The sequence below is a fragment of the Massilia phosphatilytica genome (assembly GCF_977014125.1).
Genome location: NZ_CDRNIL010000024.1, coordinates 25,666 through 48,403, shown reverse-complemented (window position 1 = coordinate 48,403; position 22,738 = coordinate 25,666). Strand labels below are relative to the sequence as shown.

The 22,738-nt window shown below is 61.4% G+C and carries 23 protein-coding genes and 1 other annotated feature; of the genes, 11 read left to right on the top strand and 12 right to left on the bottom strand.

Features of this window, described 5'->3' with window-relative positions; genetic code table 11:
- Positions 1-3 precede the first annotated feature (3 nt).
- Positions 4-855, bottom strand: a complete 852-nt coding sequence (locus tag ACWNCF_RS01145) for a CopD family protein (protein WP_449405715.1) — start codon at positions 853-855, stop codon at positions 4-6.
- A gap of 511 nt (positions 856-1,366) precedes the next feature.
- On the opposite strand from ACWNCF_RS01145, the gene ACWNCF_RS01140 reads away from it, so the two are divergent.
- The 3 genes from ACWNCF_RS01140 (at position 1,367) to ACWNCF_RS01130 (ending at position 2,920) form a co-directional block, all read left to right on the top strand.
- On the top strand, positions 1,367-1,762 hold the full coding sequence (locus tag ACWNCF_RS01140; protein WP_449405714.1) for a copper-binding protein: 396 nt from the start codon (positions 1,367-1,369) through the stop codon (positions 1,760-1,762).
- An 82-nt stretch (positions 1,763-1,844) separates the two neighbouring features.
- Entirely contained in the window at positions 1,845-2,210 is a 366-nt protein-coding gene (gene copC / locus ACWNCF_RS01135) for a copper homeostasis periplasmic binding protein CopC (RefSeq protein ID WP_075796141.1), read from the top strand.
- A complete protein-coding gene (locus ACWNCF_RS01130; protein ID WP_449405713.1) occupies positions 2,210-2,920 on the top strand; it encodes a hypothetical protein in 711 nt (236 codons plus the stop codon). The genes copC and ACWNCF_RS01130 overlap by 1 nt, the downstream gene beginning before the upstream one ends.
- A gap of 93 nt (positions 2,921-3,013) precedes the next feature.
- Here the strand turns inward: ACWNCF_RS01130 and ACWNCF_RS01125 are convergent, their stop codons facing one another.
- The gene (locus tag ACWNCF_RS01125; protein ID WP_075796143.1) at positions 3,014-3,409 is read right to left on the bottom strand and encodes a DUF2946 family protein; all 396 of its coding nucleotides are present in this window, start codon (positions 3,407-3,409) and stop codon (positions 3,014-3,016) included.
- Between the two features lie 809 nt (positions 3,410-4,218).
- Here ACWNCF_RS01125 and ACWNCF_RS01120 point away from each other — a divergent pair.
- The 6 genes from ACWNCF_RS01120 (at position 4,219) to ACWNCF_RS01095 (ending at position 9,722) form a co-directional block, all read left to right on the top strand.
- On the top strand, positions 4,219-6,102 hold the full coding sequence (locus ACWNCF_RS01120; RefSeq protein WP_075796144.1) for a copper resistance system multicopper oxidase: 1,884 nt from the start codon (positions 4,219-4,221) through the stop codon (positions 6,100-6,102).
- Positions 6,099-7,217 (top strand): copper resistance protein B, encoded by a 1,119-nt coding sequence (locus ACWNCF_RS01115; RefSeq protein ID WP_229503780.1) that lies wholly within the window; start codon positions 6,099-6,101, stop codon positions 7,215-7,217. The genes ACWNCF_RS01120 and ACWNCF_RS01115 overlap by 4 nt, the downstream gene beginning before the upstream one ends.
- Before the next feature lie 86 nt (positions 7,218-7,303).
- On the top strand, positions 7,304-7,642 hold the full coding sequence (locus tag ACWNCF_RS01110) for a four-helix bundle copper-binding protein (RefSeq protein WP_075796145.1): 339 nt from the start codon (positions 7,304-7,306) through the stop codon (positions 7,640-7,642).
- 69 nt (positions 7,643-7,711) lie between these two features.
- Positions 7,712-8,383, top strand: coding sequence for a PEP-CTERM sorting domain-containing protein (locus ACWNCF_RS01105; protein WP_075796146.1), 672 nt, complete (start codon positions 7,712-7,714; stop codon positions 8,381-8,383).
- Positions 8,384-8,507: 124 nt separating this feature from the next.
- Positions 8,508-9,137 carry a DUF305 domain-containing protein gene (locus tag ACWNCF_RS01100; protein WP_449405712.1) on the top strand — a complete coding sequence of 210 codons (630 nt, stop codon included), beginning with the start codon at positions 8,508-8,510 and terminating at the stop codon, positions 9,135-9,137.
- 90 nt (positions 9,138-9,227) lie between these two features.
- Complete coding sequence (locus tag ACWNCF_RS01095) at positions 9,228-9,722, top strand: DUF305 domain-containing protein (RefSeq protein WP_449405711.1); 495 nt, start codon at positions 9,228-9,230, stop codon at positions 9,720-9,722.
- 74 nt (positions 9,723-9,796) lie between these two features.
- Here ACWNCF_RS01095 and ACWNCF_RS01090 read toward each other — a convergent pair whose 3' ends face one another.
- Genes ACWNCF_RS01090 through ACWNCF_RS01070 form a run of 5 tightly spaced genes read right to left on the bottom strand, consistent with a single transcriptional unit; the run spans position 9,797 to position 13,327 of the window.
- Positions 9,797-11,188 carry a copper oxidase gene (locus ACWNCF_RS01090; RefSeq protein WP_075796149.1) on the bottom strand — a complete coding sequence of 464 codons (1,392 nt, stop codon included), beginning with the start codon at positions 11,186-11,188 and terminating at the stop codon, positions 9,797-9,799.
- On the bottom strand, positions 11,185-11,961 hold the full coding sequence (locus ACWNCF_RS01085; protein WP_449405710.1) for a TolC family protein: 777 nt from the start codon (positions 11,959-11,961) through the stop codon (positions 11,185-11,187). Before ACWNCF_RS01085 ends, ACWNCF_RS01090 begins: the two co-directional genes overlap by 4 nt.
- Positions 11,918-12,556 carry a TolC family protein gene (locus ACWNCF_RS01080; RefSeq protein ID WP_449405709.1) on the bottom strand — a complete coding sequence of 213 codons (639 nt, stop codon included), beginning with the start codon at positions 12,554-12,556 and terminating at the stop codon, positions 11,918-11,920. Before ACWNCF_RS01080 ends, ACWNCF_RS01085 begins: the two co-directional genes overlap by 44 nt.
- Complete coding sequence (locus ACWNCF_RS01075) at positions 12,553-12,906, bottom strand: hypothetical protein (protein ID WP_449405708.1); 354 nt, start codon at positions 12,904-12,906, stop codon at positions 12,553-12,555. The genes ACWNCF_RS01080 and ACWNCF_RS01075 overlap by 4 nt, the downstream gene beginning before the upstream one ends.
- Positions 12,907-12,946: 40 nt before the next feature.
- Positions 12,947-13,327, bottom strand: coding sequence for a hypothetical protein (locus ACWNCF_RS01070; protein ID WP_075796152.1), 381 nt, complete (start codon positions 13,325-13,327; stop codon positions 12,947-12,949).
- A 172-nt stretch (positions 13,328-13,499) separates the two neighbouring features.
- Between ACWNCF_RS01070 and ACWNCF_RS01065 the strand changes: the two genes are divergently transcribed.
- Positions 13,500-14,657, top strand: a complete 1,158-nt coding sequence (locus tag ACWNCF_RS01065) for an acyltransferase family protein (RefSeq protein ID WP_449405707.1) — start codon at positions 13,500-13,502, stop codon at positions 14,655-14,657.
- Positions 14,658-14,778: 121 nt separating this feature from the next.
- Entirely contained in the window at positions 14,779-15,207 is a 429-nt protein-coding gene (locus tag ACWNCF_RS01060; protein ID WP_075796154.1) for a YybH family protein, read from the top strand.
- Between the two features lie 61 nt (positions 15,208-15,268).
- Here the strand turns inward: ACWNCF_RS01060 and cadR are convergent, their stop codons facing one another.
- The 5 genes from cadR to ACWNCF_RS01035 all read right to left on the bottom strand — a co-directional run bounded on the left by cadR (position 15,269) and on the right by ACWNCF_RS01035 (position 22,634).
- Entirely contained in the window at positions 15,269-15,709 is a 441-nt protein-coding gene (cadR, locus tag ACWNCF_RS01055) for a Cd(II)/Pb(II)-responsive transcriptional regulator (RefSeq protein WP_075796155.1), read from the bottom strand.
- Between the two features lie 93 nt (positions 15,710-15,802).
- Entirely contained in the window at positions 15,803-16,861 is a 1,059-nt protein-coding gene (locus ACWNCF_RS01050) for a cation transporter (RefSeq protein ID WP_075796717.1), read from the bottom strand.
- Between the two features lie 86 nt (positions 16,862-16,947).
- A protein-coding gene (locus ACWNCF_RS01045; protein WP_449405706.1) for an IS3 family transposase occupies positions 16,948-18,170 on the bottom strand; the annotation gives its coding sequence in 2 pieces (ribosomal slippage) (positions 16,948-17,882 and positions 17,882-18,170; 1,224 coding nt in all).
- Positions 17,776-17,892 (bottom strand) — a sequence feature (AL1L pseudoknot). (Overlaps the previous gene by 117 nt.)
- 108 nt (positions 18,171-18,278) lie before the next feature.
- The gene (locus ACWNCF_RS01040; RefSeq protein ID WP_449405705.1) at positions 18,279-21,479 is read right to left on the bottom strand and encodes an efflux RND transporter permease subunit; all 3,201 of its coding nucleotides are present in this window, start codon (positions 21,477-21,479) and stop codon (positions 18,279-18,281) included.
- 36 nt (positions 21,480-21,515) lie between these two features.
- Complete coding sequence (locus ACWNCF_RS01035; RefSeq protein ID WP_449405704.1) at positions 21,516-22,634, bottom strand: efflux RND transporter periplasmic adaptor subunit; 1,119 nt, start codon at positions 22,632-22,634, stop codon at positions 21,516-21,518.
- Positions 22,635-22,738 lie beyond the last annotated feature (104 nt).

Genomic DNA, 22,738 nt, shown 5'->3' with positions numbered 1-22,738 from the left:
CACTCAGTACGTCTGCACGTTCCCGTTGCTCTGGGGCGATGTCGATGCAAGCCAGGCCGCCAGAACAACGACCGTAAGCAATACAAGCGCTTCGATCCAAAGTATGCGCTTGAACCGCATCGGTAAAAGCTCGGGGGCGGCATTTCCTGCGGACTCGCGCGCGAGCCACGGCGGCATCACGACAAAGCGATTGATCCCACCCAGCATCGTCGCAACGCCTACGAGCAGCAGCTTCGCTACAAGCGTTTTGCCATACGGGTTGCCGACCAGGTTTTCGAATCCGCCCAGGTTGCGCCAGCTTGCATACAGGCCCGTGGCCAAGATGCCGGTAAGCGCGAACGTCGCCGAGCCGGATAGGGACGCTACATAAGCCGCCCGCGCGCGTCTGTCGGCCGTGGCCATGTTTTCGGTTGCCCTCAACATGACCCCGCCAGCAAGGAACACTTCACCGACCCATAGGCTGATCAGGCCGAGGTCGGCTCGCAGTCCGCCAGCAAGGGCAGGCTGAAGTCGCCTTCGCTGGCGGCGTGGCTGACCATGCCGCGCGTGTACCAGAATACGGCAAGCGCCGCCAAAGCTCAGCAGTGCAGGCACCTGGTCGCGATCGCCGCGCATGCAGGTTCCGAAGGTAGCCATGGCTAGCCCGAACATCCCAATGGACCACGCGAGCCCAAGGTGTGTCGAGGTCAGCATCGACCAGGCGGCGCCAGCCGCTTCAGTCACACTGGGACCTCGGCCATGGCCGCCGATCTCGAGCCACAACAGCGCCGCGTTCGCCGGAAGCCAGACGACGACACCGGTCAAGGAGTCTTGCGGACGGACTGGCGGCGCGCGTCGGCCAGCTGGATGCGTCACGACTAATCCACAAGCGCGAAGCGCTCGCTCCCGTGACGAGGGCTACCGCGACGTTCAGGAGGGCAGTGACGACGTGCTGGACAGCTTGCAGGTCCAGCCCCATCACTTGACCTTGAACGTGACTTCGCCCATTGCCTTATCTGGGCCGTTCGTGGGTCATCGTCGACCACTGGATGTGATACTCGCCCGAGCAGCGGTGGTAGCGGCGCCGTCATGACGGTAGGGACCGCCTTGTCGACTGGTGGTCGCGGTGACCGGGCATTTCGTCATCTTCGGGGTCCCATCACTCGATTTTGCCTGAACGCAGCAGTCTTGAGCGCCTCGTTGAGTGACGCGCACCGGCTTCGGTGCATCTCCGAGCGCGCTGCCGGCTTGGGCAATTCCGATGATTGCAACTTGGCGTGTGCGAATGCGACGAAGCTCAGCGGTACTTGCGAAAGCGAAGGCGGCCAGGGCCAAAAGGCGTTCGATCGGCACGCTTTAATTCCGCATTCTTCGGTCGGCTCGAGGTATGGTGTGGAGCGTCTGCCCGCAGCGCCGACAGAACGCCTGCAGCTTCAGCTCGCTTCCAGTTTGGTCACGGGCCATGTTGTACCGTCAGCTTGCCGGTGTCCTTGTCGACTTTCTTGACCTCGCCATCGGTCAGCACCACGCCGCGCCTGCCGCTTCGCAGGATGATGCGAATGCGCTGACCGATGGCGAGGTCAAGAAAGTCGACAAGGACACCGGCAAGCTGACGGTACAACATGGCCCGCTGACCAATCTAAACATGCCTGGTATGACCATGTCCTTCAAGGTGCAGGATCCGGCAATGCTCGACCAAGTGAAAACTGGCGACAAGATCCGACTGCGTGTCGAACGCATCAACGGGACCTTCACCGTGACCAAACTGGAAGCGGCCAACTGAAGCTGCAGGCGTTCTGTCGGCGCTGCGGGCAGAACGCTCCACACCCATACCTCGACCCAACCAAAGAATCAGGAATAAAAACATGCCCATCAAACACATTTTGGCCCTGGCCACCTTCGCTTTCGCAAGTACCGTAACTTCGGTCGCATTCGCACACGCCAAGTTGCAATCATCGGATCCCCAAGCCGGCAGCACGCTCGGAGATGCACCGAAGCAGGTGCGCCTCAAGTTCAACGAGGCGCTCGAGCCTGCGTTCAGCAAAATCAAAGTGATGGGACCCCAAAATAACGAAATCCCGGTCACCGCGACCACCGTCGACAAGGCGGATCCTACCGTCATGACGGCGCCGCTACCACCGCTGTCCTCGGGCGAGTATCACATCCAGTGGTCGACGATGACCCACGACGGCCATAAGGCAAAGGGCGAAGTCACGTTCAAGGTCAAGTGATGGGGCTGGACCTGCAAGCTGTCCAGCACGTCGTCACTGCCCTCCTGAACGTCGCGGTAGCCCTCGTCACGGGAGCGAGCGCTTCGCGCTTGTGGATTAGTCGTGACGCATCCAGCTGGGCCGACGCGCGCCGCCAGTCCGTCCGCAAGACTGCCTTGACCGGTGTCGTCGTCGCTCTGGCCGCGAACGCGGCGCTGTTGTGGCTGGAATCGGCGGCCATGGCCGAGGTCCCAGTGACTGAAGCGGCTGGCGCCACCTGGTCGATGCTGACCTCGACACACCTTGGGCTCGCGTGGTCCATTGGGATGTTCGGGCTAGCCATGGCTACCTTCGGAACCTGCATGCGCGGCGATCGCAACCAGGTGCCTGCACTGCTGACTTTGGCGGCGCTTGCCGTATTCTGGTACACGCGCGGCATGGTCAGCCACGCCGCCAGCGAAGGCGACTTCAGCCTGCCCTTGCTGGCGGACTGGATCCACCTCGGCCTGATCAGCCTATGGGTCGGTGAAGTGTTCCTTGCTGGCGGGGTCATGTTGAGGGCAACCGAAAACATGGCCACGGCCGACAGACGCGCGCGGGCGGCTTATGTAGCGTCCCTATCCGGCTCGGCGACGTTCGCGCTTACCGGCATCTTGGCCACGGGCCTGTATGCAAGCTGGCGCAACCTGGGCGCTTGCCGGCCTGACGCGGTCCGTTTTAGTTACAGATAAAGAAGGGCTGTGCACGCTGAGGTGCCGGCAACGAAGGCGTAGCCAGGTACGTCCGTGCCTTGGCAGGAACGAAACGTTCAGCAGTGTGAAAGGTCAGACGCGTGGAGGTCGCTCTAGAAGCGCAAGGTAGACCGATGGCAAGAGATGCCGGTCAAAGGGAATGGTTGTTGACGAAGAAGCAGTTGCCGGTAGCACGGCAACGAACGACGGTGCCATCGACAAACAGACGCTGCATGTCGCACAGGTGGCACACTTGCCGGCCTGATGATGAGACGCGGGATGATGATCGGCCTGTATGTCCGGACCCGTGTGCTCGTCATGGGCGTGAGCACTGGACATGTCGACGTCGTCGGCCATCGATTCGTGGTCGTGACTGTCCAGTGCCGCCACTGGCGGCACACAGAAGGACATCGTCGCGGAAGCGAAGCCTTGGAGCGGCACCGCCAGCAACGTCATCCAGACGATCAAGACTTTCAGGATGGCTTTCACACGTCGATTCTAGCATATGCGAAAGTATCGGCAATCCCATCGGCAGGTAAGCTTCGAACGTTGCGGTGCCGTATCGTGCGGACATGTCATTTTTGCATGTGCTAGATTGATTTACATGCGCCCATTCGTTCGAGTCCTCATGCTATGGATACTGATCGTGTCGCTGCCCGTGCAGGGCATCGCCGCCACGATCACATCGCCATGCAGAATGGCGCATACCACATCGGCAAGCCCGGAAGCTACGGTCATGGATGACTGCGACGAGCATGAGATGGCGATGTCGATGACCCAGTCGACCGCACAAGCGCACGCCAGCGTCGCCGCAGATCATGACATGCCCTGCGATAGTGGCGCCCACCAAAAGCATTCTTCCTGCCGGGCGTGCAGTGCCGGCTATATCGGCGCCTCGGCGCCCCCGCCGTTCGCAGTTGCTGGGTTTCCAGCAGAGCAGTTTGCAACTGACTCCGTTTCCCCAATCTCCTCCTTCACGGGCTGGATCCCATCCCGCATAGAGCGACCGCCACGCGGTTGACTTCCCAGGTGGGCTGAACGCTCTCCCGGCATCCGTCGGAGACGTCGCGCATGCGGGATGCACGCGACATGCCATCGATCGATGCCTGCCAGCCATTCATCTTCATTCGAACTTCGATATCGACGAAACACGCGCGGAGCCCGCACGCTTTGGGAGTGCGCGCAGGCCGCATCCGCCACGTAGCTGCGCAGCGAGGTTTGCTGCGAGTGCGCCTGCGTGCGCGACGCGGGCCCGTACTGCGGCAATTGTTTCATCACTTCATCTAGGGGAATACTTCATGCAGCAACGTGTTTTTGAGGAGAGTGCCGTGAACCGGTGGCGACGACGGCTCCTGCAGGGCGCAGGGGCCGCCGCCCTCGCCGGGCTGGTCCCAGCCAGACTGCTGGCAGCCGGTCAGGCCGCGCAGCCGATCTTGCGCGGCACCGAATTCGACCTGGAGATCGTGCCGGCGCCGGTCAACTTCACTGGCGCACCGCAGGTCGCCACCGCGGTCAACGGCCAGGTTCCTGGGCCGGTCCTGTACTGGAGCGAGGGCGACACCGTGACGCTGCGCGTGACCAACCGGCTGCCGGTCACGAGTTCCATTCACTGGCACGGCATCCTGGTGCCGGCGGAGATGGACGGCGTGCCCGGCATCAGTTTCACCGGGATTCCTCCGGGCCAGACCTTCACCTATCGCTTCCAGGTCAAGCAGAGCGGGACCTACTGGTACCACAGCCATTCCGAATTCCAGGAGCAGAGCGGCCTGGCCGGTTCGATCGTGATCGAGCCGAAGAACGGTGAACGGGTGAAGGCGGACCGTGACTACGTCGTCATGCTGTCGGACTGGGTCGATGGCGATCCTGCCAAGGTCTTTGCCAAGCTCAAGAAAATGAGCGACTTCTTCAACACCAACCAGCCGACCATCGGCCAGTTCCTGGACGACATACGGAAGAACGGCCTCGGGGCCGCGCTCGACAAGCGCAAGATGTGGAACCAGATGCGCATGTTGCCGACGGACTTCAGCGACGTGACCGCCAGCCGCAACCTGGGCGTGAGGATGGCCTACCTGATCAATGGTACGCCTACGGACAGGAACTGGACCGGCTTGTTCCGTCCGGGTGAGAAAGTCAGGCTGCGCTTCATCAACGGCTCGGCGACGACGATCTTCGACGTTCGCATTCCGGGTCTGAAAATGATGGTGATCGCTGCGGACGGACAGGACGTCGAGCCCGTGCCGGTCGACGAATTCCGGATTTCCGTTGCCGAAACCTATGACGTGCTGGTCGAGCCAACCGGCGACCAGGCCTACACCATCTTCGCGCAGTCGATCGGGCGTTCCGGCTTCGTGCGCGCGACGCTGGCGCCGCGCGCGGGCATGTCTGCCCCGGTGCCCGATATGGATCCGCCCCAGTGGCTGGCCATGCAGGACATGATGGGCGCGATGGCAATGGGGAGCATGGGCGGCATGTCGGGCATGGGCCAGGCGCCGGGCAAGGAAGGGAAGGCGCCGCACGACATGCACTCGATGGAGGGCATGCACGACATGCCGGGCATGTCTCACAGCGGGATGGGCGAGGGCCACGGGCAGATGCAGATGCCGATGCAGCACGCCGGCCATGGCGGCGGCCACACGATGCCAATGGCCCAGGGCACGCCTCCGAAAGTCACCCACGCCCGCACCGAGTATGGCCCGGGTGTCGACATGCACGTCGACATGCCTCGCACCAATCTCGACGACCCCGGCATCAATCTGCGCAACAACGGGAGGCGCGTGCTGACCTATGCCGATCTTCACACGATCGGTGGACCGGTCGATGACCGTGAGCCGACCCGCGAGATCGAATTGCACCTCACCGGCAACATGGAGCGCTTCATGTGGTCCTTCGACGGCCAGAAGTTTTCGGAGTCCAAGCCCGTCCACTTCAGGCACGGCGAGCGGTTGCGCATCGTACTGGTGAACGACACCATGATGAACCATCCGATCCACCTGCATGGCATGTGGAGCGAGCTCGAGTCGCCGAGCGGGGAGTTCCTGGTCCGCAAGCACACGATTAACGTGCAGCCGGCCCAGCGCGTCACTTACCGGGTGACGGCCGACGCCCCAGGCCATTGGGCTTACCACTGCCATCTTCTTTATCACATGGAAGCAGGCATGTTCAGGGAGGTGGTCGTTTCATGAAAACCGCAACGACGAAAACCGGTGCAGCGGTCGCGCTGCTGATCTTTGGCCTCGTGGCGGCGGACGCGGCATCGGCCCAGACGACCGAGCCGCCGAAGGAGGGCGGAACCGGCCAGACATCCGGCACGGGCCAGTCCAAAACGATGGAAGGAATGGATCACTCCCAGATGGACCATTCTCAGATGGACCATTCGCGGATGGACCACACGCAGATGGAAAAATCGCAGATGGACCAGTCCGGGATGGATCACTCGCAGATGAATCATGCGGGTGACGACCGGGTGCAGGACGCCAAGCCGGCGCCGCAACAGGGCAAACCAAGCATGGACCACAGCATGGGACAAGCGATGGGCGGCATGGGCGGAATGGGCCACGACATGAAGATGGGCCCGATGCAGGGCGGCAGTCCACCGCCCGACGCCCGCGATCCGGACGCCTATGCCGAAGGCACGAGCTTCGCGCACCTGCCAGGCAACGAGATGAACGACGAGATGCGCTTCGGCCGGATCCTGCTCGACAAGTTCGAATACGCGAAGGGTGACGGCGAACACGGCCAGAATCTAGACGCCGAAGCGTGGTACGGGAACGACTACAACAAGGCCTGGTTCAAGGCCGAGGGTGAGCGGCGCGGAGGGCACCTACAGTCCCTGCGTACGGAAGCCTTGTGGGACCGCACCTTCGCGACCTTCTGGAGTACCCAACTCGGCGTACGCCACGACAGCGGTGGCGGCGATTCGCGCAACTGGCTGGCCTTCGGCGTGCGCGGCCTGGCGCCGTACTGGTTTGATACGGAAGCGACCGCCTACTGGTCCGGTGGAAGGCTTGCCGCGCGTTTCAACGTGCGTTACGAACTGCTGTTCACGCAGCAGCTGATCCTCGAACCCGAAGTCGAGGCCAACCTGTACAGCCGCTCCGATCCGGCCAGAGGCGTGGGCAGCGGGCTGTCCGATCTCGAACTTGGCCTGCGCCTGCGCTACGAGATCCGGCGCCAGTTCGCCCCGTATGTCGGCGTGACCTGGGCGCGCAACTTCGGCGACACCGCCGACTATGCGCGGGCGAGGGGAGAACGAAACAAGAGCACGCAGATCGTTGCGGGCGTGCGCATCTGGTTCTGATCACGAAGCGGGGTGGCCATGACCACCCCCGCACTATCCATAGGGACGTTTTGAAGAGGTATTTTCAACCATTCAAGGAGAACGTCATGCAACAACAGTATCAATCATGTATCGATGCCTGCAACGCCTGCGCCGACGCCTGCGACATGTGTTCGACGGCCTGCCTGCAGGAAGACGACGTCAAGATGATGGCGCGCTGCATCGCACTCGACATGGACTGCGCACAGATCTGCCGGCTGGCTGCCGCCTTCATGGCCCGGGGCAGCGAATTCGCCGGAGCGCTCTGCCAGCTTTGCGCCCAGATCTGCCAGGCGTGCGGTGACGAGTGCGCCAAGCACCAGATGCAGCATTGCCAGGATTGCGCGGCTGCTTGCCGGCGCTGCGCCGAGGAGTGCCGCCGGATGGGATCGACCGCGGCGGCTTGAGGGCTTGCGTTCGCGATAACAATGCCTTCCCGCAGGAAGCGGGAAGGCGCATACGAAAGGAACCGCAAGATGAACTCCAGTCTGTTCCTTACACGGAAGCTGCTTGCCGCATGCGCCGTGACGATGGCGGCTTCCGCCGCACATGCAGACATCACGGTCTTCACCGACCGCGCTGCCTTTCTCAATGCGGTGTCCGGCTCGGCCACCGACACCTTCGACGACCTGGCCATGGTAGAAACCGGCAGCCCCCTGAGCCGCCTGGCCGGCGCCTACACCTACCAGGTAAGTGCAGGACCTGGCGACAGCGGCTTTTACCCGTCGGGAAGCGGGGGCGATATCTGGCTGAGTGGAACGATGTCCAGCGACGTCATCACGTTCAACGCGTTCTCGTCCGGGGTATTCGGCTTCGGTGGCAACTTCTTCGGAACCGATTCATTCGGCGCCTTCATGCCGGACCGCACCATCGTGCTAAGCGCGGTGTCCGGTGCGGACAGCGAGACATTCACGCTGTCGAATGCTTCACAGGACGCGTTTGTCGCGTTCCTGTCGGATCGTCCGCTCACCTCTGTGTCTTTCCAGAACATGGAGGACGACGGCACCGTGTACTGGGCAGCGGCGAACAATGTCGTTATGGCCGTGCCCGAGCCGGCGACGTGGTCGATGCTGTTGGGCGGACTCGGCGTTGCTGCTCTGGCTCGCCGGCGCAGCCTCACATCGAAGCAGGCAAAGACTGTGGCTTGAACCTCGCATCACAACCATACAGGAGAGAAAGATGAAACGCACTAATCTGTATTTCACGCACGCTGCAACGCCGGTATCGCGTTGCCGCACCTTGGCCACGCGTGCACTCGCGGGTTTGGCGCTCGTGGCGATCACGGGCACGGCGTCCGCGGACGGCCCGGGTCGCGGCTCGACTGCGACGTTCGAGAAGAACTATCTCGTCTTTATCATCGACCACCATTACTCGGCATTGCGGATGACCGAGCTGGCAGCCGGCACGGACACGCAACGCAATGCGCCTGTCAGCAATCCTGGCGAAGGGACGTCGCCGACACCTGGCTACGGCGCCACCGTGGCCAAGGCGAGCGATGATCAAATTCGCTCCATGTCTCGCCAGGCTAACCGCACGCAGCGAGAAGAAATCATGCGGGCCCAGCGCTTTTTGCGCGACTGGTACGGAATGCAGCACACGCCCCAACTCACCGCCGACGGCCAAAGGATGATCGCGACTCTCGAGAGTACGCCGGCCGGCGCACAGTTCAACCAGACCTTCCTGCGCACCTTCAGTAACCATCATCTCAGCGCACTCGCGCCCAGCCTGCACTGCCAGGTCAAGAGCGACATCGACCACGACTCCCTCCATCGCTACTGCGAGAACATCGTCGTGACGCAGAAGAACCAGATCAACGAGATGCGGCACATGCTGTGCGAGCAATTCCGCGATTGCGGATTCATGCCCGCTACCGGCGACAAGAGAAAGGATCAGGACTTCTGAAAGGCTTGCTCGCGCTAACCGGCAGCATCGGGCGCCGGGTCATGTTAACCCGGCGCTGTTTTACGTCGATTCGTTTTAAAGGAGAAATCAATGCAAGATTCGCCTGCACCTCACCGCAGCAATACGATGGCAACAATGAAATACACAACCTTTGCTCAAATGATCGCGGCTGGAACAATCGTCATGTTCGGGCTGATGTATCTGAATGTCTATTCAGACGACCACATATTCTTCAGCGAAACAAGAGCGTTCATGGCACTCATCATGGGTGCCACGATGGCAATCGTGATGCTTGCTTTCATGTGGAAGATGTATCCGAACAAAGGAGTCAACGTAGGAATCCTTATCGGAAGCCTAGTGGTATTTCTTGGTGCGCTATGGCTGGTGCGCAGCCAGGCGACGGTGGGCGACGTGGCCTATATGCGCGCCATGATCCCCCACCACTCCATTGCCATCCTGACCAGCGAACGCGCCAACATTACCGACCCGCGGGTTCGCAAGCTCGCCGACGGGATCATCGCTGCACAGAAAAAGGAAATTGGCGAAATGAAGGAATACATCCGGGATCTGGAGCGAAAGAACTGAGAGGCCAGGCGTCGTGCAGTGTGCCGACACAATGTTCATGCCGGCATTCCGTCATGCTGCTAGTGTGCTTTGCCTTAATGCTCCGCATGCCCCGAGGGTTTGCGCACCTGCAGCTCGACGTCGGGCTTGCTGGTGGCCGGCATCAGGCTGCGTCCAGCATCGCTGCTGCGTGCAGGCTCAGGCAACTGACCAGTCCATTCGTAGGCGACCGTACCCGCCGGATGCTTGTACCAGCCCGGGTCGCTGTAGTCGCCACGCTTCTGGTCCTTGCGCACCTTCAGCACGGTGAACATGCCGCCCATCTCGACGCCGCCGAATGGCCCGTCGCCAGTCATCATCGGCAGAGTGTTTTCCGGGATCGGCATTTCCATGCCTCCCATCGAGCCGCCCTTGTCGCCCATGACCATGTAATCCGGCACGATCTTGTTGATCTTCTCGGCAATGCCTCGGTGGTCAACGCCAATCAGCGTCGGCACGTTGTGGCCCATCGCATTCATTGTGTGATGTGACTTGTGGCAGTGGAAGGCCCAGTCACCCGGGTCGGTGGCGATGAACTCGATCGCCCGCATCTGGCCGACGGCGACGTCCGTGGTCACCTCCGGCCAGCGCGAGCCGGGCGGGGTCCAGCCGCCATCGGTGCCGGTCACCTCGAACTCATGACCGTGAACATGGATCGGGTGGTTCGTCATCGTCAGGTTGCCGACACGGATGCGCACACGGTCGCCTTGCCGTACCGGCATCGTGTCGATACCCGGGAAAACCCGGCTGTTGAAGGTCCAGAGGTTATGGTCGAGCATCGTGTTGACCTTCGGCGTATAGCTGCCCGGTTCGATGTCGTAGGCGCTGAGCAGGAACACGAAGTCGCGGTCGACGGCAAACCGCCCGATGTCCTTCGGGTGCGTCACCCAGAATCCCATCATGCCCATCGCCATCTGGGTCATCTCGTCGGCATGGGGGTGGTACATGAAGGTACCCGGGCGCTTCGCCACGAACTCGTAGACGAAGGTCTTGCCCGGCGCGATACCCGGCTGGGTGAGACCGGTCACGCCATCCATGCCGTTCGGCAGGCGCTGGCCGTGCCAGTGCACGCTGGTGTGCTCGGGGAGTTTATTGGTCACGAAAATACGCACCCGGTCACCCTCGACGACCTCGATGGTCGGGCCCGGGGACTGGCCGTTGTAGCCCCACAAGTTGACCTTCATACCGGGAGCGAACTCGCGCACCACCGGTTCGGCAACCAGGTGGAACTCCTTTACGCCGTTGTTCATCCGCCAGGGCAGGGACCAGCCGTTCAGGGTCACGACCGGGTTGAACGGACGCCCGGTGGCGGGTGGCGGCGGCACATGGGTCTTTGCATTGTCCATGACCATCGCTTCGGGCAGCGATGCTGCGCCCACACGGCTGACTGCGGCAGTGCTTACCGCGACGGCGCCGGCGCCTTTGAAAAAATCTCGACGGGAAATCATTGTGCTGTCCTTGAATCAGTATTGCCGCCTGCATTCATGGCGGTCTGAAGATTGGTGTCGGCGATCCAGAAATCGCGCTGCGCCGCGATGGAGGCGTTGACGGCCGCAAGCTGTTCGCGCGATTCGGCAAGCAATTCGAAGGTGCTCGCCAACATGCCGTTGTAGCGGAGCAGCACCTCGTCGGCGATCTGCTTGCGCAGGGGGACGACCCCGTCACGGTAGTGGCGGGCGATGTCGTAGGCGGTGCGATAGCTCGCATAGGCCTGGCGCACTTCGGAGCGCGCTTTCACGGCGATGTCGCCGGTACGGTGGACCGCCTGCATGTACCTTGCCTGTGCCCGCGCCACGCGCGCGCCGCCCCAGTCGAACAGCGGCAACTCGAGCGATACCTCGTAGCCGTTCTCGCGCGGCGCGCCGGTCGTGCTTTTGTTGGCGTAACCCGCATCGAACACATTGATGAAGCCGGTCGTCTTGGTCAGGCCGAGCGCCTGTGCCGTCGCCTGCGCATCCTGACGCGCGATGAGGACGTCGAGCCGCTGCAACAGTGCGGTCGCTTCGGCATTGGCCGGCTGGTCTGGCTGGGCGGGAAGATCGGGAAGTCGGTCCGGCAGGGTGAATGCGAGGGAAGGGCCCCACAGGCCCAGCAGGCGGACCAGTTCCTCGCGTGCGGTCGTGGCTTGCAGGCGGGATTGCGCCTGCTGGGTCAAGGCGTCCTGGTAGAAGGCGCGCTCACGCGCGGCGTCGAGGGTGCTCCAGTTGCCCGTGGCGCGCATGCGCGCGGCAAGCTCGGCTGCCGCCTCGGCCGATCCGCGTACCTTTTCCGCGAAGGCGGCTGGCCTGCGCCGCGGCCACGGCCGAGTAATACGCCTTGCGCGTGTCGGCCGCCAGGTTCACAGCCTGCATTGCCGCCTGCAGCTTGGCTTGTTCGAAGCGCCGACGTTCGATGCGGGTGCGGGCCGGCAGGGTCACGAGCGCTGCCAGGTCGAAGGACAGCCCCCGGTCGATTTCGGTCTCGCCACCCCCGCGTACCCGACCAAAGCTGAAGCCCGGGTTCGGCAGACGCCCAGCCTGGACGAAGTCCGCTTCGGCGATCGCGAGCTCGGCGAAGAACGCCTGCAGGCCCTGGTTGTTGAGCAGGGCAATGCGCACCGCAGCGTCGGCGGTGAGCGGTTTGGAGAGCAGGGCGGTCACTTCGGCCCGCGAGTCCTGGTCCCGCTTCAACGGTGCCGGCTGGGCGATGCGTTCCTGCGTCATCCGGACGACATCATCGAGTCCGCCATCTTGGGAAAAGCTCGCGCAGCCTGCGAGCAGCGCGGCGCTGACCGCTACGGCCAATCGACGCAGGCCAGGTCGTACAGGTGAGTTCATTGGTGCGCTCCTTCGTGTTCGTGCTTGCCGTGCATGTGTTCTGGCGTGGAGACCTTCTGGGATACGCCAGCAGTGGACTGTTCGCCCGATACGGAAGCTTCTGCTTCCTCGCCGAGGACGACGCGGTTAGCGCGAGCCCAGCGTTTATCGGGCGCTTGCGGCGCTTCCTTCGACGCGACGACATCGGCGAAGACGGATTGGTACTGCAGGGGCGCGACAGGCGCATTCGCGTCGGCGGCGGACGGCAAGGTCTGCTGCGCTTGCGCGCAAGCGAGCAGCGGCACGCCAGCTGCGAACAGCAGCAGGTCTGAAAATTTCATGGTTTGTTTCGTGTTGATTGAGGGCCGCACCAGGCAGCCCGGATGCGCGCCGTCAGCGCGCGCGGAAAAATCAAACGAGATCGAGGCGTGGTGGTCGCTCGAGGGCGGGAGGGACGAAGGACGTCATCGCGGCTTCCGCAAGAGCGTGCAGCGAGGAAGAGAACGGCGGTGCGTGGAAGGTCGGCAGTAGTGCCGGAGGCGCGGCGGCGCCAACGCAGCAACTTGCACAAGCGGCGCACTTGGCGTGTGACGAAACCGCTGTCTTCGAGCCAGCCTCGGTGCAGTGCTCTCCGTCCGCTTGCGCGGCGGCCCGATGGTGTTGGTGGCCGGTCATGACCACTGTTTCGTGCACGGCCTGTTCAGGCTGCCCGACCGCCATCGCAGCGCCGCCCTGCAGGGACAGCACCGTGATCGAAAGCCACAGCAGAAGGCGAAAGATCGTGCGCATCATCCAAACATGGTACCGCAAATCTAGAGAATGCATCAAGGCAGCGCTTTTGGCGCTTCGGACCGGATAAGACCAGCAAGGCCCTGCAGGCGTCAACTGCACTTGGGACTAGTCAGGACATCAACAATGGTTGGGTTATATCGTTATTCGGGTTTGTTCACACAGCGAGGCTGTCATGCCGAAAATCACCATTCTCGAAAAGACGAATCTGCAGGAAGACTGTTGGCACTCGATGTTGATCTCCCTGTTGAGGGGCCTCGCAGCGCTGGTGGTGGCCGCAGCACATCTGCGTGCCCAGATGTATCCCGGCTTCGGCACAGTAACGAAGCCCCCGTTGCTGTTTCAGGGCCTAGCGTTCGGCGCCGGATTCGCTTACCTTGCCGTGATCGTCTTTTTCGTGCTCAGTGGCTGGCTGGTCGGCGGAAGCTTTCTCAACAAGCTGGACGCGGACCGCGCGTTTCAGAATTACACGATCGACCGGGTCTCGCGGCTGTGGGTCGTGCTTGTGCCGACTTTCCTGATCGTGTTGCTTGCAGGTGCTGTCGTCGGCGCCCTCGATACGGCGCGCGTGTCGTTTTCGACGTCCGAGCCGTACTCGATGAGCGCGTTTTTCGGGAACATGATTGGCCTGCAAACGCTCATCGTCCCCCCGTTCGGCGGCAACTTTCCGTTATGGAGCCTGGCCAATGAGACCTGGTACTACGTGCTGTTCCCGCTCTTGGTGCTGGTGTTTCGGGGCAGGACAATCGCGACGCGGGCGGCGGCAGTGTTGGCGATCGGCGCCATCTTCCAGTTGGTGCACGGCAGCATATTGATTTATTTTTCGATATGGCTGTTAGGCGCGGCGTTCTCACGGGTGAAGATCGAGGCGGGTCCGCTCTGGCGCTGGTCCTTGCTGTTCCTGTTTGTCGGCAGCGCCGTCGTCATCCGGCTGAAGGGTAAAACCGACATCACGCCGGAAGGCTTTCCGCAATATCTAGTTTTCAGCCTGCTGCTCGTACTGTTCCTGTTGAGCATGCAGTTCAAGCGCCGCTTGGGGCCCAAGCTGGACTGGCTGGACCGGACGGGACGGTTCTTCGCGAACTTTTCATTCACCTTGTACGTGCTGCACGTGCCACTGATCCTGTTGATGGGGCATCTGCTCGCGTCGATGTTGGGTCTCGGCCAGCTCTCGCCCTACCGGTTGTCCCATTACCTCATGTATGGCGGCATGTATCTGGTACTCGTTGTCGGCGCTTACCTGTTCTATCTGCCTTTTGAGTCGAACACGCCGCGTGTGCGTCAGTGGCTGAAGATGCAGCTATTTGCACGTGTTCGTGCAGTTCGGACGTGATTGGAATCTAGTTGCCGGCCATGACGACAAAGTATCGAGGTAGGACTGCCGAAAATCTTGAGGTGCTTACCCATCTCTGGTGTAATGTCAGGCTTGTAATTTCGGTCTATAAGGAGCCTCGATGCGCCGACTGTTCTGCCTCGCGTTTTTTGCTGTGACATCACTTCCCGTCTTCGCCGCCAGTCCGACCGAGGTCGTTGGGGAGTACCATGCAGCGGTCGCCAGCGGTGATACCGCAAAGGCGCTGTCGCTACTCAGTCCCGCAGTCCAGATCTTCGAGAGTGGCCATGTCGAGCAGTCCAAGGACGAATACGCAGGGCACCATCTTCCCGCCGATGTCGCTTTCGCAAAGAACACAAGCCGGAAGGTGGTGAAAGGAAGCGAGCGGATAGGTGGCGACATGGCCGTCGTCATCCAGGAAACCGAGACGCAAGGCACGTATAAAGGTTCGGCGGTTCGCCTAATCGGGACCGAAACCGCAGTCTTGGAAAAGAAAGGTGAGGGATGGGTCGTTACGCATTTCCACTGGTCGTCCCGGAAAGTGAAGTAGAAGAGTTGCTGCAACGGCACGGGTAGCTTTCGCGTTACCTTTCATGGTGCTCGAGCTTGCTTCAACGCTCAGCGACGTGTTCACTTCTGGGACCGTCTGACGAAGAGGTTTCGCCCAGTTGTTTGAGGATTTCACACCGCGCAGCGGGACGCGCAGAATCGCATTGCCTACGCAGTTCGGAAAGCTCGGCATGCAGGGTACGAAGGTCTGCAATCTGCCGGTCGATCTCAAGAATATGCTGGTCGACCAAATCGTTCACTCCGCCGCATGTCATGTCCGGCCGATCCTGAAAACCTAGCAGAGTCTGCACTTCATCCAACGATATTCCTAGCGCGCGACAACGGCGGATGAAGTGCAAACGATCAGCATGGCTGGCGTCGTACAAGCGGTAGTTCGCATGCGACCTGATCGGCGCCGGCATTAGCCCCTTTTGCTCATAGAATCGAATCGTCTCGGGTTGGCAGGCCGCGAGCTTCGCCAGTTCGCCAATTCGCATGTTCATTTTTACACCTCATGTTAGGCCCTCGAGTAGCCATAAGGATTCGAGTTCGTTCTTTCGCCTTCCTGCCACAGGAAGCAATCACGGCTTACGAATTCAGCGCAGTTGGAGGATCCTACGCGCCCCATTGAGGACCACCAAGCCGATGATAATACCGATGACCAGGTCCGGATAAGGCGAACCGGTCCAATTCACCAGTACACCGGCCACGATCACTCCAAGGTTGGCCACAACGTCGTTCGCGGAGAAAATATAGCTTGCCTTCATGTGGGCGCCGCTGTCGCGCTTTTTGGTAATAAGTACAAGACAGCTCACGTTTGCCGCCAGGGCGAGCAGGCCAATACCCACCATCAGGAGCGATTGCGGTTCGCTGCCGTACACGAAGCGCCGGACGACCTCGCTGAGCGCTCCGATCGCCAAAGCCATCTGCAACCACCCGGCAATATGAGCGGACCGCGTCTTCAGATGCGCCGCACGGCCGACTGCATACAGCGCCAGTCCATAGACTGCAGCGTCGGCGAACATATCTAACGAGTCGGCAACCAGGCCCGCCGACTGTGCGATCCACCCGACGAGCAGCTCGACAAAAAACATGACGCCGTTGATCGCCAGGAGCAGGCGCAGAGTCCGCGCCTCCGCCCCATCCTCGTCGCTTGAATGCCGTGAGTGATCCGGATCGGTGGTCGCCGCGCTCGAACTGCGCAGGCTGGCGCCCAGCCTGAGGGGCAGGAGCAGTTCGAGCACGTGCTCGGCCGATCCGGTATGCATCACCTTCAGCTCCCTGTTCGGCAAATCGAACGACATCGACAGTACGTGGAGGTCATCGTTGCACGCCATCCTGATGAGGTTCTCTTCGGATGCGCAGTCCATCTTGGGAATGGTGAACACGCTTTCCCATCGTGGCCCTTCCGAGGACGAACTTTCAGGAGTCAAAGCTGGTTGTGAAGCCTTGAGTACAGCGCCCAGGTTCAGCGGGCGCAGCCGACTCAATATCGTTTCCGCTTCACCCAGATGTACCACCGTAAGTTCCTGTTTGGATAGATCGAACATTAACGATCGAATGCCAGAACGGTTGCCAAGTGCCATGCGGATCAAGTTTTCTTCGGATGGGCAATCCATCTTGGGAATGGAAAAAGTGCTTTCCAAGTAGGTCATCGTAACGCTGGACATAGCTTGCTATTGATTCATGTAGGTTATCTGGATGAACCGCCCCGGATTTCGTGGAGGCCGGTTTATGTGAGTCAGGCCGGGATAGCCTGACTGCTCAGTTGCGCATAATAGTTTGCCTCAGCTTCGGCTGGCGGTATATAGCCGAGCGGTTCCAGCAAGCGGTGATGGTTGAACCAGGACACCCATTCCAGCGTGGCCAGCTCTACGGCCTCGCGTGTTTTCCAAGGAGCGCGGCGGTGGATCAATTCAGCCTTGTAAAGCCCGTTGATGGTCTCGGCCAAGGCGTTATCGTAGCTGTCCCCCTTGCTGCCCACAGACGGCTCGATGCCGGCTTCTGCCAGCCGCTCACTGTACTTTATCGACACATATTGAGAGCCGCGGTCGCTATGATGGACCAACGCGTTTCGTTCCGGCTGGCGCGCGTAAAGGGCCTGTTCCAGCGCATCGAGAACGAAGTCAGTCCGCATCGAACTGCTGACGCGCCAACCAACGATGCGCCGAGCGAAGACGTCGATGACGAAGGCGACATAGACGAAGCCCTGCCATGTCGAAACGTACGTAAAATCGCTGACCCACAGCTGATTCGGACGCTGTGCCTTGAACTGACGGTTGACCCGGTCGAGTGGGCATGGCGCCTTTGCATCAGCATTCGTTGTGCGTACGACCTTGCCGCGCATGACGCCTCGCAGCCCGGCCTTGCGCATCAAACGCTCCACGGTACAGCGGGCCACATCGGTTCCCTCACGGCGCAGCTGGCGCCAGACCTTGTCGGCCCCATAGACCTGCATGTTCGCCTGCCAGACCCGTTCAATGTCGACACTCAGCTCATCGTCACGCTGGACGCGGGCGCAGCGCAATGCCGGATTACGCTGCTGCGCCGCGTGACGCCAGTAGCCCGACGGCGCGACCTGCATCACCTTGCAGATCGGCTCGACGCCGTAGGCATGGCGGTACTGGTCGATGAACGCCCTCACGATTTGAAGCGGCGGTCGAGCTCCGCCTGGGCGAAAAACGCACTCGCCAGACGCAGGATCTCATTTGCCTTACGCAGCTCGCGCACCTCTCGCTCCAGCGCCTTGATGCGCTCGTCTTCGGTGGTGGTCGGACCAGGACGCTGGCCGGTATCACGCTCTTGCTGGCGTACCCAGCGGCGCAGCGTTTCGGGTGTGCAGCCGATTTTGGCAGCGATCGATTCGATCGCTGCCCATTGCGAGCTGTACTCGCTGGCAGCCTCGCTGACCATACGCACGGCGCGCTCGATCACTTCAGGGGAATACTTGGGTTGCTTCTTCATGACTCCATTTTCTCAAACAATGGAGCCTCTACAAAACCCGGGGCGGTTCAGGATGTCGAGCTTACGTGATTGCAGATTCCGAGTGCGTGCACGAAGCCGTCCTCATTTTTACGAGACTGACGTTCTACCTCTCTCCGTCATGGCAGACGTGTTCGTCGGCCGTGCGAAGCGAGCACAAAGGGCAGGAAGGACGAACAGAGTCAGCAAGGTGGCCGAAATCAACCCGCCAATGACCACTGTTGCCAGCGGACGTTGAACCTCCGCTCCAGCGCCTGTCGCCAGGGCCATCGGTACGAATCCCAAGGACGCTACCAGGGCAGTCATCATGACCGGACGCAGGCGCCGCACCGCGCCTTCGCGTACTGCGCGCTCCCAAGGCATGCGTGTCGCGAGATCGTCGATCGCGCTCACCATCACCAAGCCGTTGAGCACTGCCACACCCGACAGGGCAATGAAACCCACGGCCGCAGTGATAGAGAACGGAAGTCCACGCAGCCATAGGGCAGCCACACCGCCGACCAGGGCCAACGGTACTTCAGTGAAAATGATCGCGGTCTTGCGCCAGGAGCCCACCGCCGAGTACAACAGCGACAGGATCAAGACGAAACAAAGCGGCACGACGATCGCGAGGCGGGATCGTGCGCGCTCCAGGTTCTCGAACTGGCCACCCCATTCGAGCCAGGTACCGGCCGGTAACCGCACCTGCGACGCGATGCGCGCCTGCGCTTCCTGCACCACGCCGGCGATGTCACGACCGCGAACGTTGGCTTGCACAACCACGCGGCGCTTGCCGTTCTCGCGGCTGATCTGATTGGGTCCCTTGGCTGCAACCAGCGAAGCCACCGACCCCAAGGGGACGAAGCCGCCCGCCGGGGTAGGAACAGGCAATTGCCGCAGACCGTTGATGTCCTGCCTTACCGCATCGGGAAGTTTCACGACGACCTCGAAGCGGCGATCGCCTTCATACACGATACCTGCTTCCTGTCCGGCGAGCGCCGCAGCCAGTGTGCCGTACACATCCTGGGCCGTCAGTCCGACACGGGCCATGGCGTCCCGGTCGAGCCTTGCATCGAGAAGGGGAAGTCCTGCCACCTGTTCGACCCGCACATCGGCCGCTCCCTCGGTCTCACGCAACTGGGCGGCAATCCGTTCGGCCGTCTGGGTCATCGTCGTGAAGTCGTCACCGTAGACCTTGACCGCGATGTCTCCTCGAACGCCGGCCAGCAACTCGTTGAAACGCATCTGGATAGGCTGTGTCAGCTCATACGTTTGACCGGGAAGAACGGCGACAGCGCGCTCAATCTTCTCGACCACCTCGGCTTTCGACATGCCTGGTTCTGGCCACTCGGAGCGCTCTTTCAGGATGATGAAGGTATCGGTACCGTTGGGCGGCATGGGGTCGGACGCGAGTTCGGCGGTGCCGGTGCGGGAAAAGACCAGTTTGACCTCTGGAAGCTTCGCCACGGCTTTCTCGATCGCGAACTGCATCGACTGGCTTTGGTCCACCGAGGTTCCCGGAATACGCCAGGCTTGCAGCAGAACGTCTTTTTCGTCGAGTGTTGGCAGGAATTCCTGGCCCAGCGTCGTAAACAGCAGCAGTGCCAGACCCAGGGCGCCAACACCGATGCCACCTGTCAGCTTTGGCCGTGCCACGGCACGGTCGAGCCAGGTGGCGTAGCGCCTTGTCGTTCCCGCCACGAACCGGTTCTCCTGTTCCTCGACGTGTTTCGACAGCCAGAGGGCGATCATTGCAGGCACAAAGGTCAGCGACAGGACGAATGCGAACGCGAGCGCCAGAATGACCGTTACGGCCATCGGCATAAACATCCTTCCTTCGACCCCTTGGAACGTCAGCAGGGGAACATACACCAGCATGATGATGCCCTGACCATAGACACTAGGCCGGATCATCTCCCGCGCGGCGGTCGCTACCACTTCAAGGCGTTCAGCCTTGGTCAGTACGCGGCCGGCGTCGTGCTGCCGATCAGCGAGACGTCGCAAGGCATTCTCGACGATGATCACGGCGCCATCAACAATCAGCCCGAAGTCGAGCGCACCGAGGCTCATGAGATTTGCGGTCACGCCGGCCCGCAGCATGCCGGCCGAGGTCAGCAACATCGTTATGGGAATGACCGCAGCCGCGATCAGCGCGGCCCGGATATTGCCGAGCAGTGCGAACAGCACCACAATGACCAGCAGCGCACCTTCTATCAGGTTTTTGGCGACAGTGTGGATCGTTGCGTCGACGAGCCGGGTTCGATCGAGTACCGGCTTGACGATAACGTCAGCTGGTAACGAGCGGGCAATTTCCTTCAATCGTGCATCGACCGCGGCGGCAACGGTCCGGCCATTTTCTCCTATCCGCATGACGGCGGTACCGAGTACGACTTCGTGGCCGGACTCCGACGCAGAACCAAAGCGCACTGCATGGCCAACGGTAACCTGTGCGACTTGCGAAACGAGGATAGGTGTGCCGTTACGCGTGGCGACGACGATCTTGCTGAGATCGTCCACCGTGGTGACGCGTGCATCGGCCCGCACCGTGAGCGCTTCACCGTTACGTTCAACGATTCCGGCGCCTGCGCTGGTATTGTTGCGTTCCAGCCCCTCGGCCAGGGCGGTCATGGTCAAGCCTGCCGCCGCGAGTCGTTGCGGATCGGGCATGACCACGTACTGCTTGACGTATCCCCCCAGGACATCGATACCGGCAAGCCCTTTCGTTGTCTTGAGCTGCGGTGCTACGATCCAGTCCTGGATCGTACGCAGATACGTCGTTTTCTCGACCTCGTTATGCAGCCGGGTGCCTTCTGGCGTCACGTAGCTGCCGTCCGGTTGCAGGCCGGTCTTCGCCCCGGATTCGTGTCGGCCGGAAAACTCCACTGTCCACATGTAAACGTCGCCCAGACCGGTGGCGACAGGCCCCATGGCAGGAGCGACACCTGTAGGCAGATCGCGTTCGGCGGAGCGCAGGCGCTCAGCCACCTGCTGGCGGGCGAAGTAAATATCCGTGTCTTCCGAGAACACAGCCGTGACCTGAGCAAAACCGTGCCGGGTCAGCGAACGCGTGGATTGCAGCCCCGGAATTCCTGCCAACGCTGTCTCGATAGGAAAAGTTACTTGCCGCTCGACGTCGGCCGGTGACAAGGCGGGAGCCGACGTATTGATTTGTACCTGGACGTTGGTAATGTCGGGCACGGCGTCGATGGGAAGGCGCGACAGAGCGACGGCACCGGCCAGGGCCGCCAACAAGCTTGTGAACAGTACCAGCCAACGACGGGCTACCGCGAAGGTGACGATGCGAGCAATCATTTCAGGCCCCGTCCTCGCATCCGTGGAAGCGTCATGTTAATCATCATCACCACCTTCGCCTTTGCCCAGCTCGGCTTTCAGTACATAGCTGTTGGTCACGGCGACGCGCTCGTCACCCGTCAAGCCAGAGACGACCGTGACATAATTGCCATTGGACGGGCCGAGCGTGACAGGCCTGACTGCAAAGCCGTCATTCGTACGAACGAAGACGGAAGGCTTGTCCTCGACCGTCTGCAGCGCGTTCTGAGGGACAGCCAGGACAGTCTTTCCGTTCGGATGCTCCAGCAGGACGGCAGCGCGAACTGTTTCACCCACCCGCCAGAGACCTTGGGCATTCGGCAGGGTCGCCAAGGCCTGCACCTGACGCGTGTTTGCGTCGATCACCCGCGATACGAAGGCGATATGTGCAGTGCCATTGCGGGTCGGCGTGGAGACGTCCACCGCGGCGCCCACATGCACACGACTGGCATCCTCGGGGGCCAAAGCCAGCGCGACCGACACTTCGGACAAGTCGGCGATACGGAAAAGCTCAGTGTTGGGTCCAACGACGTTGCCCAATACCGCTTGGCGCGCAACCACGTAGCCTTTGATGGGGGAGCGCACCACAAGACGGTTCAAGGGGCCACTCCCGCTGCCTCCGGCAGCAGCCAGTCGCTGCTCGGCGAGCCGGTAACGTGTCTGCCCTTCAGCTGCGGCAGCCTTGGCAGCGATATAGTCTTGTTCGGCTGACACTTTTTCTTTGAACAGCCGCTCTTCGCGCTGCAAGGTGCCCCGCGCGAGTTCGCGGTCTCGCCGTGCCGCTTCCAAATCCGCTCTCAGCTGAGCCGCCTCGCCACTTTCGACGACCGCGAGCACATCACCACGATTTACTGGCTCTCCTAAATTACGGTGCAGGGCGGTAATCCGACCACCAACGGCGACCGCAACCACTTCGGAGCGTGAAGGACTCGCATCGATCATCCCTGGCGCTTCGACCGAGTCGGTGGCGATCTGACGTACTGGTGCTACCTCGATGCTCGATGCGACAAGTTGTGCATTCGTCATGCGAATGGTGTCGGCTTTACCCTTCTCGGAGGCTTCACCTTTCTCAGCCGACTCCCGTTTCTCTGCCTCTTCAGTTTTGTCATTCTTGCGCTGTTCGCCCGTGTGTTCCACATGCGGTTGTTCGGCAGCTGGTTCCCTGCCAGCCTGCGGTGATTTGGAGCACGCTGCCAGCCATAACAAGCACGCGTAGATGAGGGGACGGTAAAACTTGGGCA

Coding starts and splice junctions, on each gene's coding strand:
- ACWNCF_RS01080 (WP_449405709.1), bottom strand. CDS start 12,556: ATGAACTCACCTGTACGACCTGGCCTGCGTCGATTGGCCGTAGCGGTC.
- ACWNCF_RS01050 (WP_075796717.1), bottom strand. CDS start 16,861: ATGACCTACTTGGAAAGCACTTTTTCCATTCCCAAGATGGATTGCCCA.
- ACWNCF_RS01105 (WP_075796146.1), top strand. CDS start 7,712: ATGAACTCCAGTCTGTTCCTTACACGGAAGCTGCTTGCCGCATGCGCC.
- ACWNCF_RS01140 (WP_449405714.1), top strand. CDS start 1,367: ATGGTGTGGAGCGTCTGCCCGCAGCGCCGACAGAACGCCTGCAGCTTC.
- cadR (WP_075796155.1), bottom strand. CDS start 15,709: ATGAACATGCGAATTGGCGAACTGGCGAAGCTCGCGGCCTGCCAACCC.
- ACWNCF_RS01120 (WP_075796144.1), top strand. CDS start 4,219: ATGCAGCAACGTGTTTTTGAGGAGAGTGCCGTGAACCGGTGGCGACGA.
- copC (WP_075796141.1), top strand. CDS start 1,845: ATGCCCATCAAACACATTTTGGCCCTGGCCACCTTCGCTTTCGCAAGT.
- ACWNCF_RS01110 (WP_075796145.1), top strand. CDS start 7,304: ATGCAACAACAGTATCAATCATGTATCGATGCCTGCAACGCCTGCGCC.
- ACWNCF_RS01095 (WP_449405711.1), top strand. CDS start 9,228: ATGCAAGATTCGCCTGCACCTCACCGCAGCAATACGATGGCAACAATG.
- ACWNCF_RS01070 (WP_075796152.1), bottom strand. CDS start 13,327: ATGATGCGCACGATCTTTCGCCTTCTGCTGTGGCTTTCGATCACGGTG.
- ACWNCF_RS01115 (WP_229503780.1), top strand. CDS start 6,099: ATGAAAACCGCAACGACGAAAACCGGTGCAGCGGTCGCGCTGCTGATC.
- ACWNCF_RS01040 (WP_449405705.1), bottom strand. CDS start 21,479: ATGATTGCTCGCATCGTCACCTTCGCGGTAGCCCGTCGTTGGCTGGTA.
- ACWNCF_RS01130 (WP_449405713.1), top strand. CDS start 2,210: ATGGGGCTGGACCTGCAAGCTGTCCAGCACGTCGTCACTGCCCTCCTG.
- ACWNCF_RS01060 (WP_075796154.1), top strand. CDS start 14,779: ATGCGCCGACTGTTCTGCCTCGCGTTTTTTGCTGTGACATCACTTCCC.
- ACWNCF_RS01090 (WP_075796149.1), bottom strand. CDS start 11,188: ATGATTTCCCGTCGAGATTTTTTCAAAGGCGCCGGCGCCGTCGCGGTA.
- ACWNCF_RS01065 (WP_449405707.1), top strand. CDS start 13,500: ATGCCGAAAATCACCATTCTCGAAAAGACGAATCTGCAGGAAGACTGT.
- ACWNCF_RS01085 (WP_449405710.1), bottom strand. CDS start 11,961: ATGCGCGCCACGGGCAACTGGAGCACCCTCGACGCCGCGCGTGAGCGC.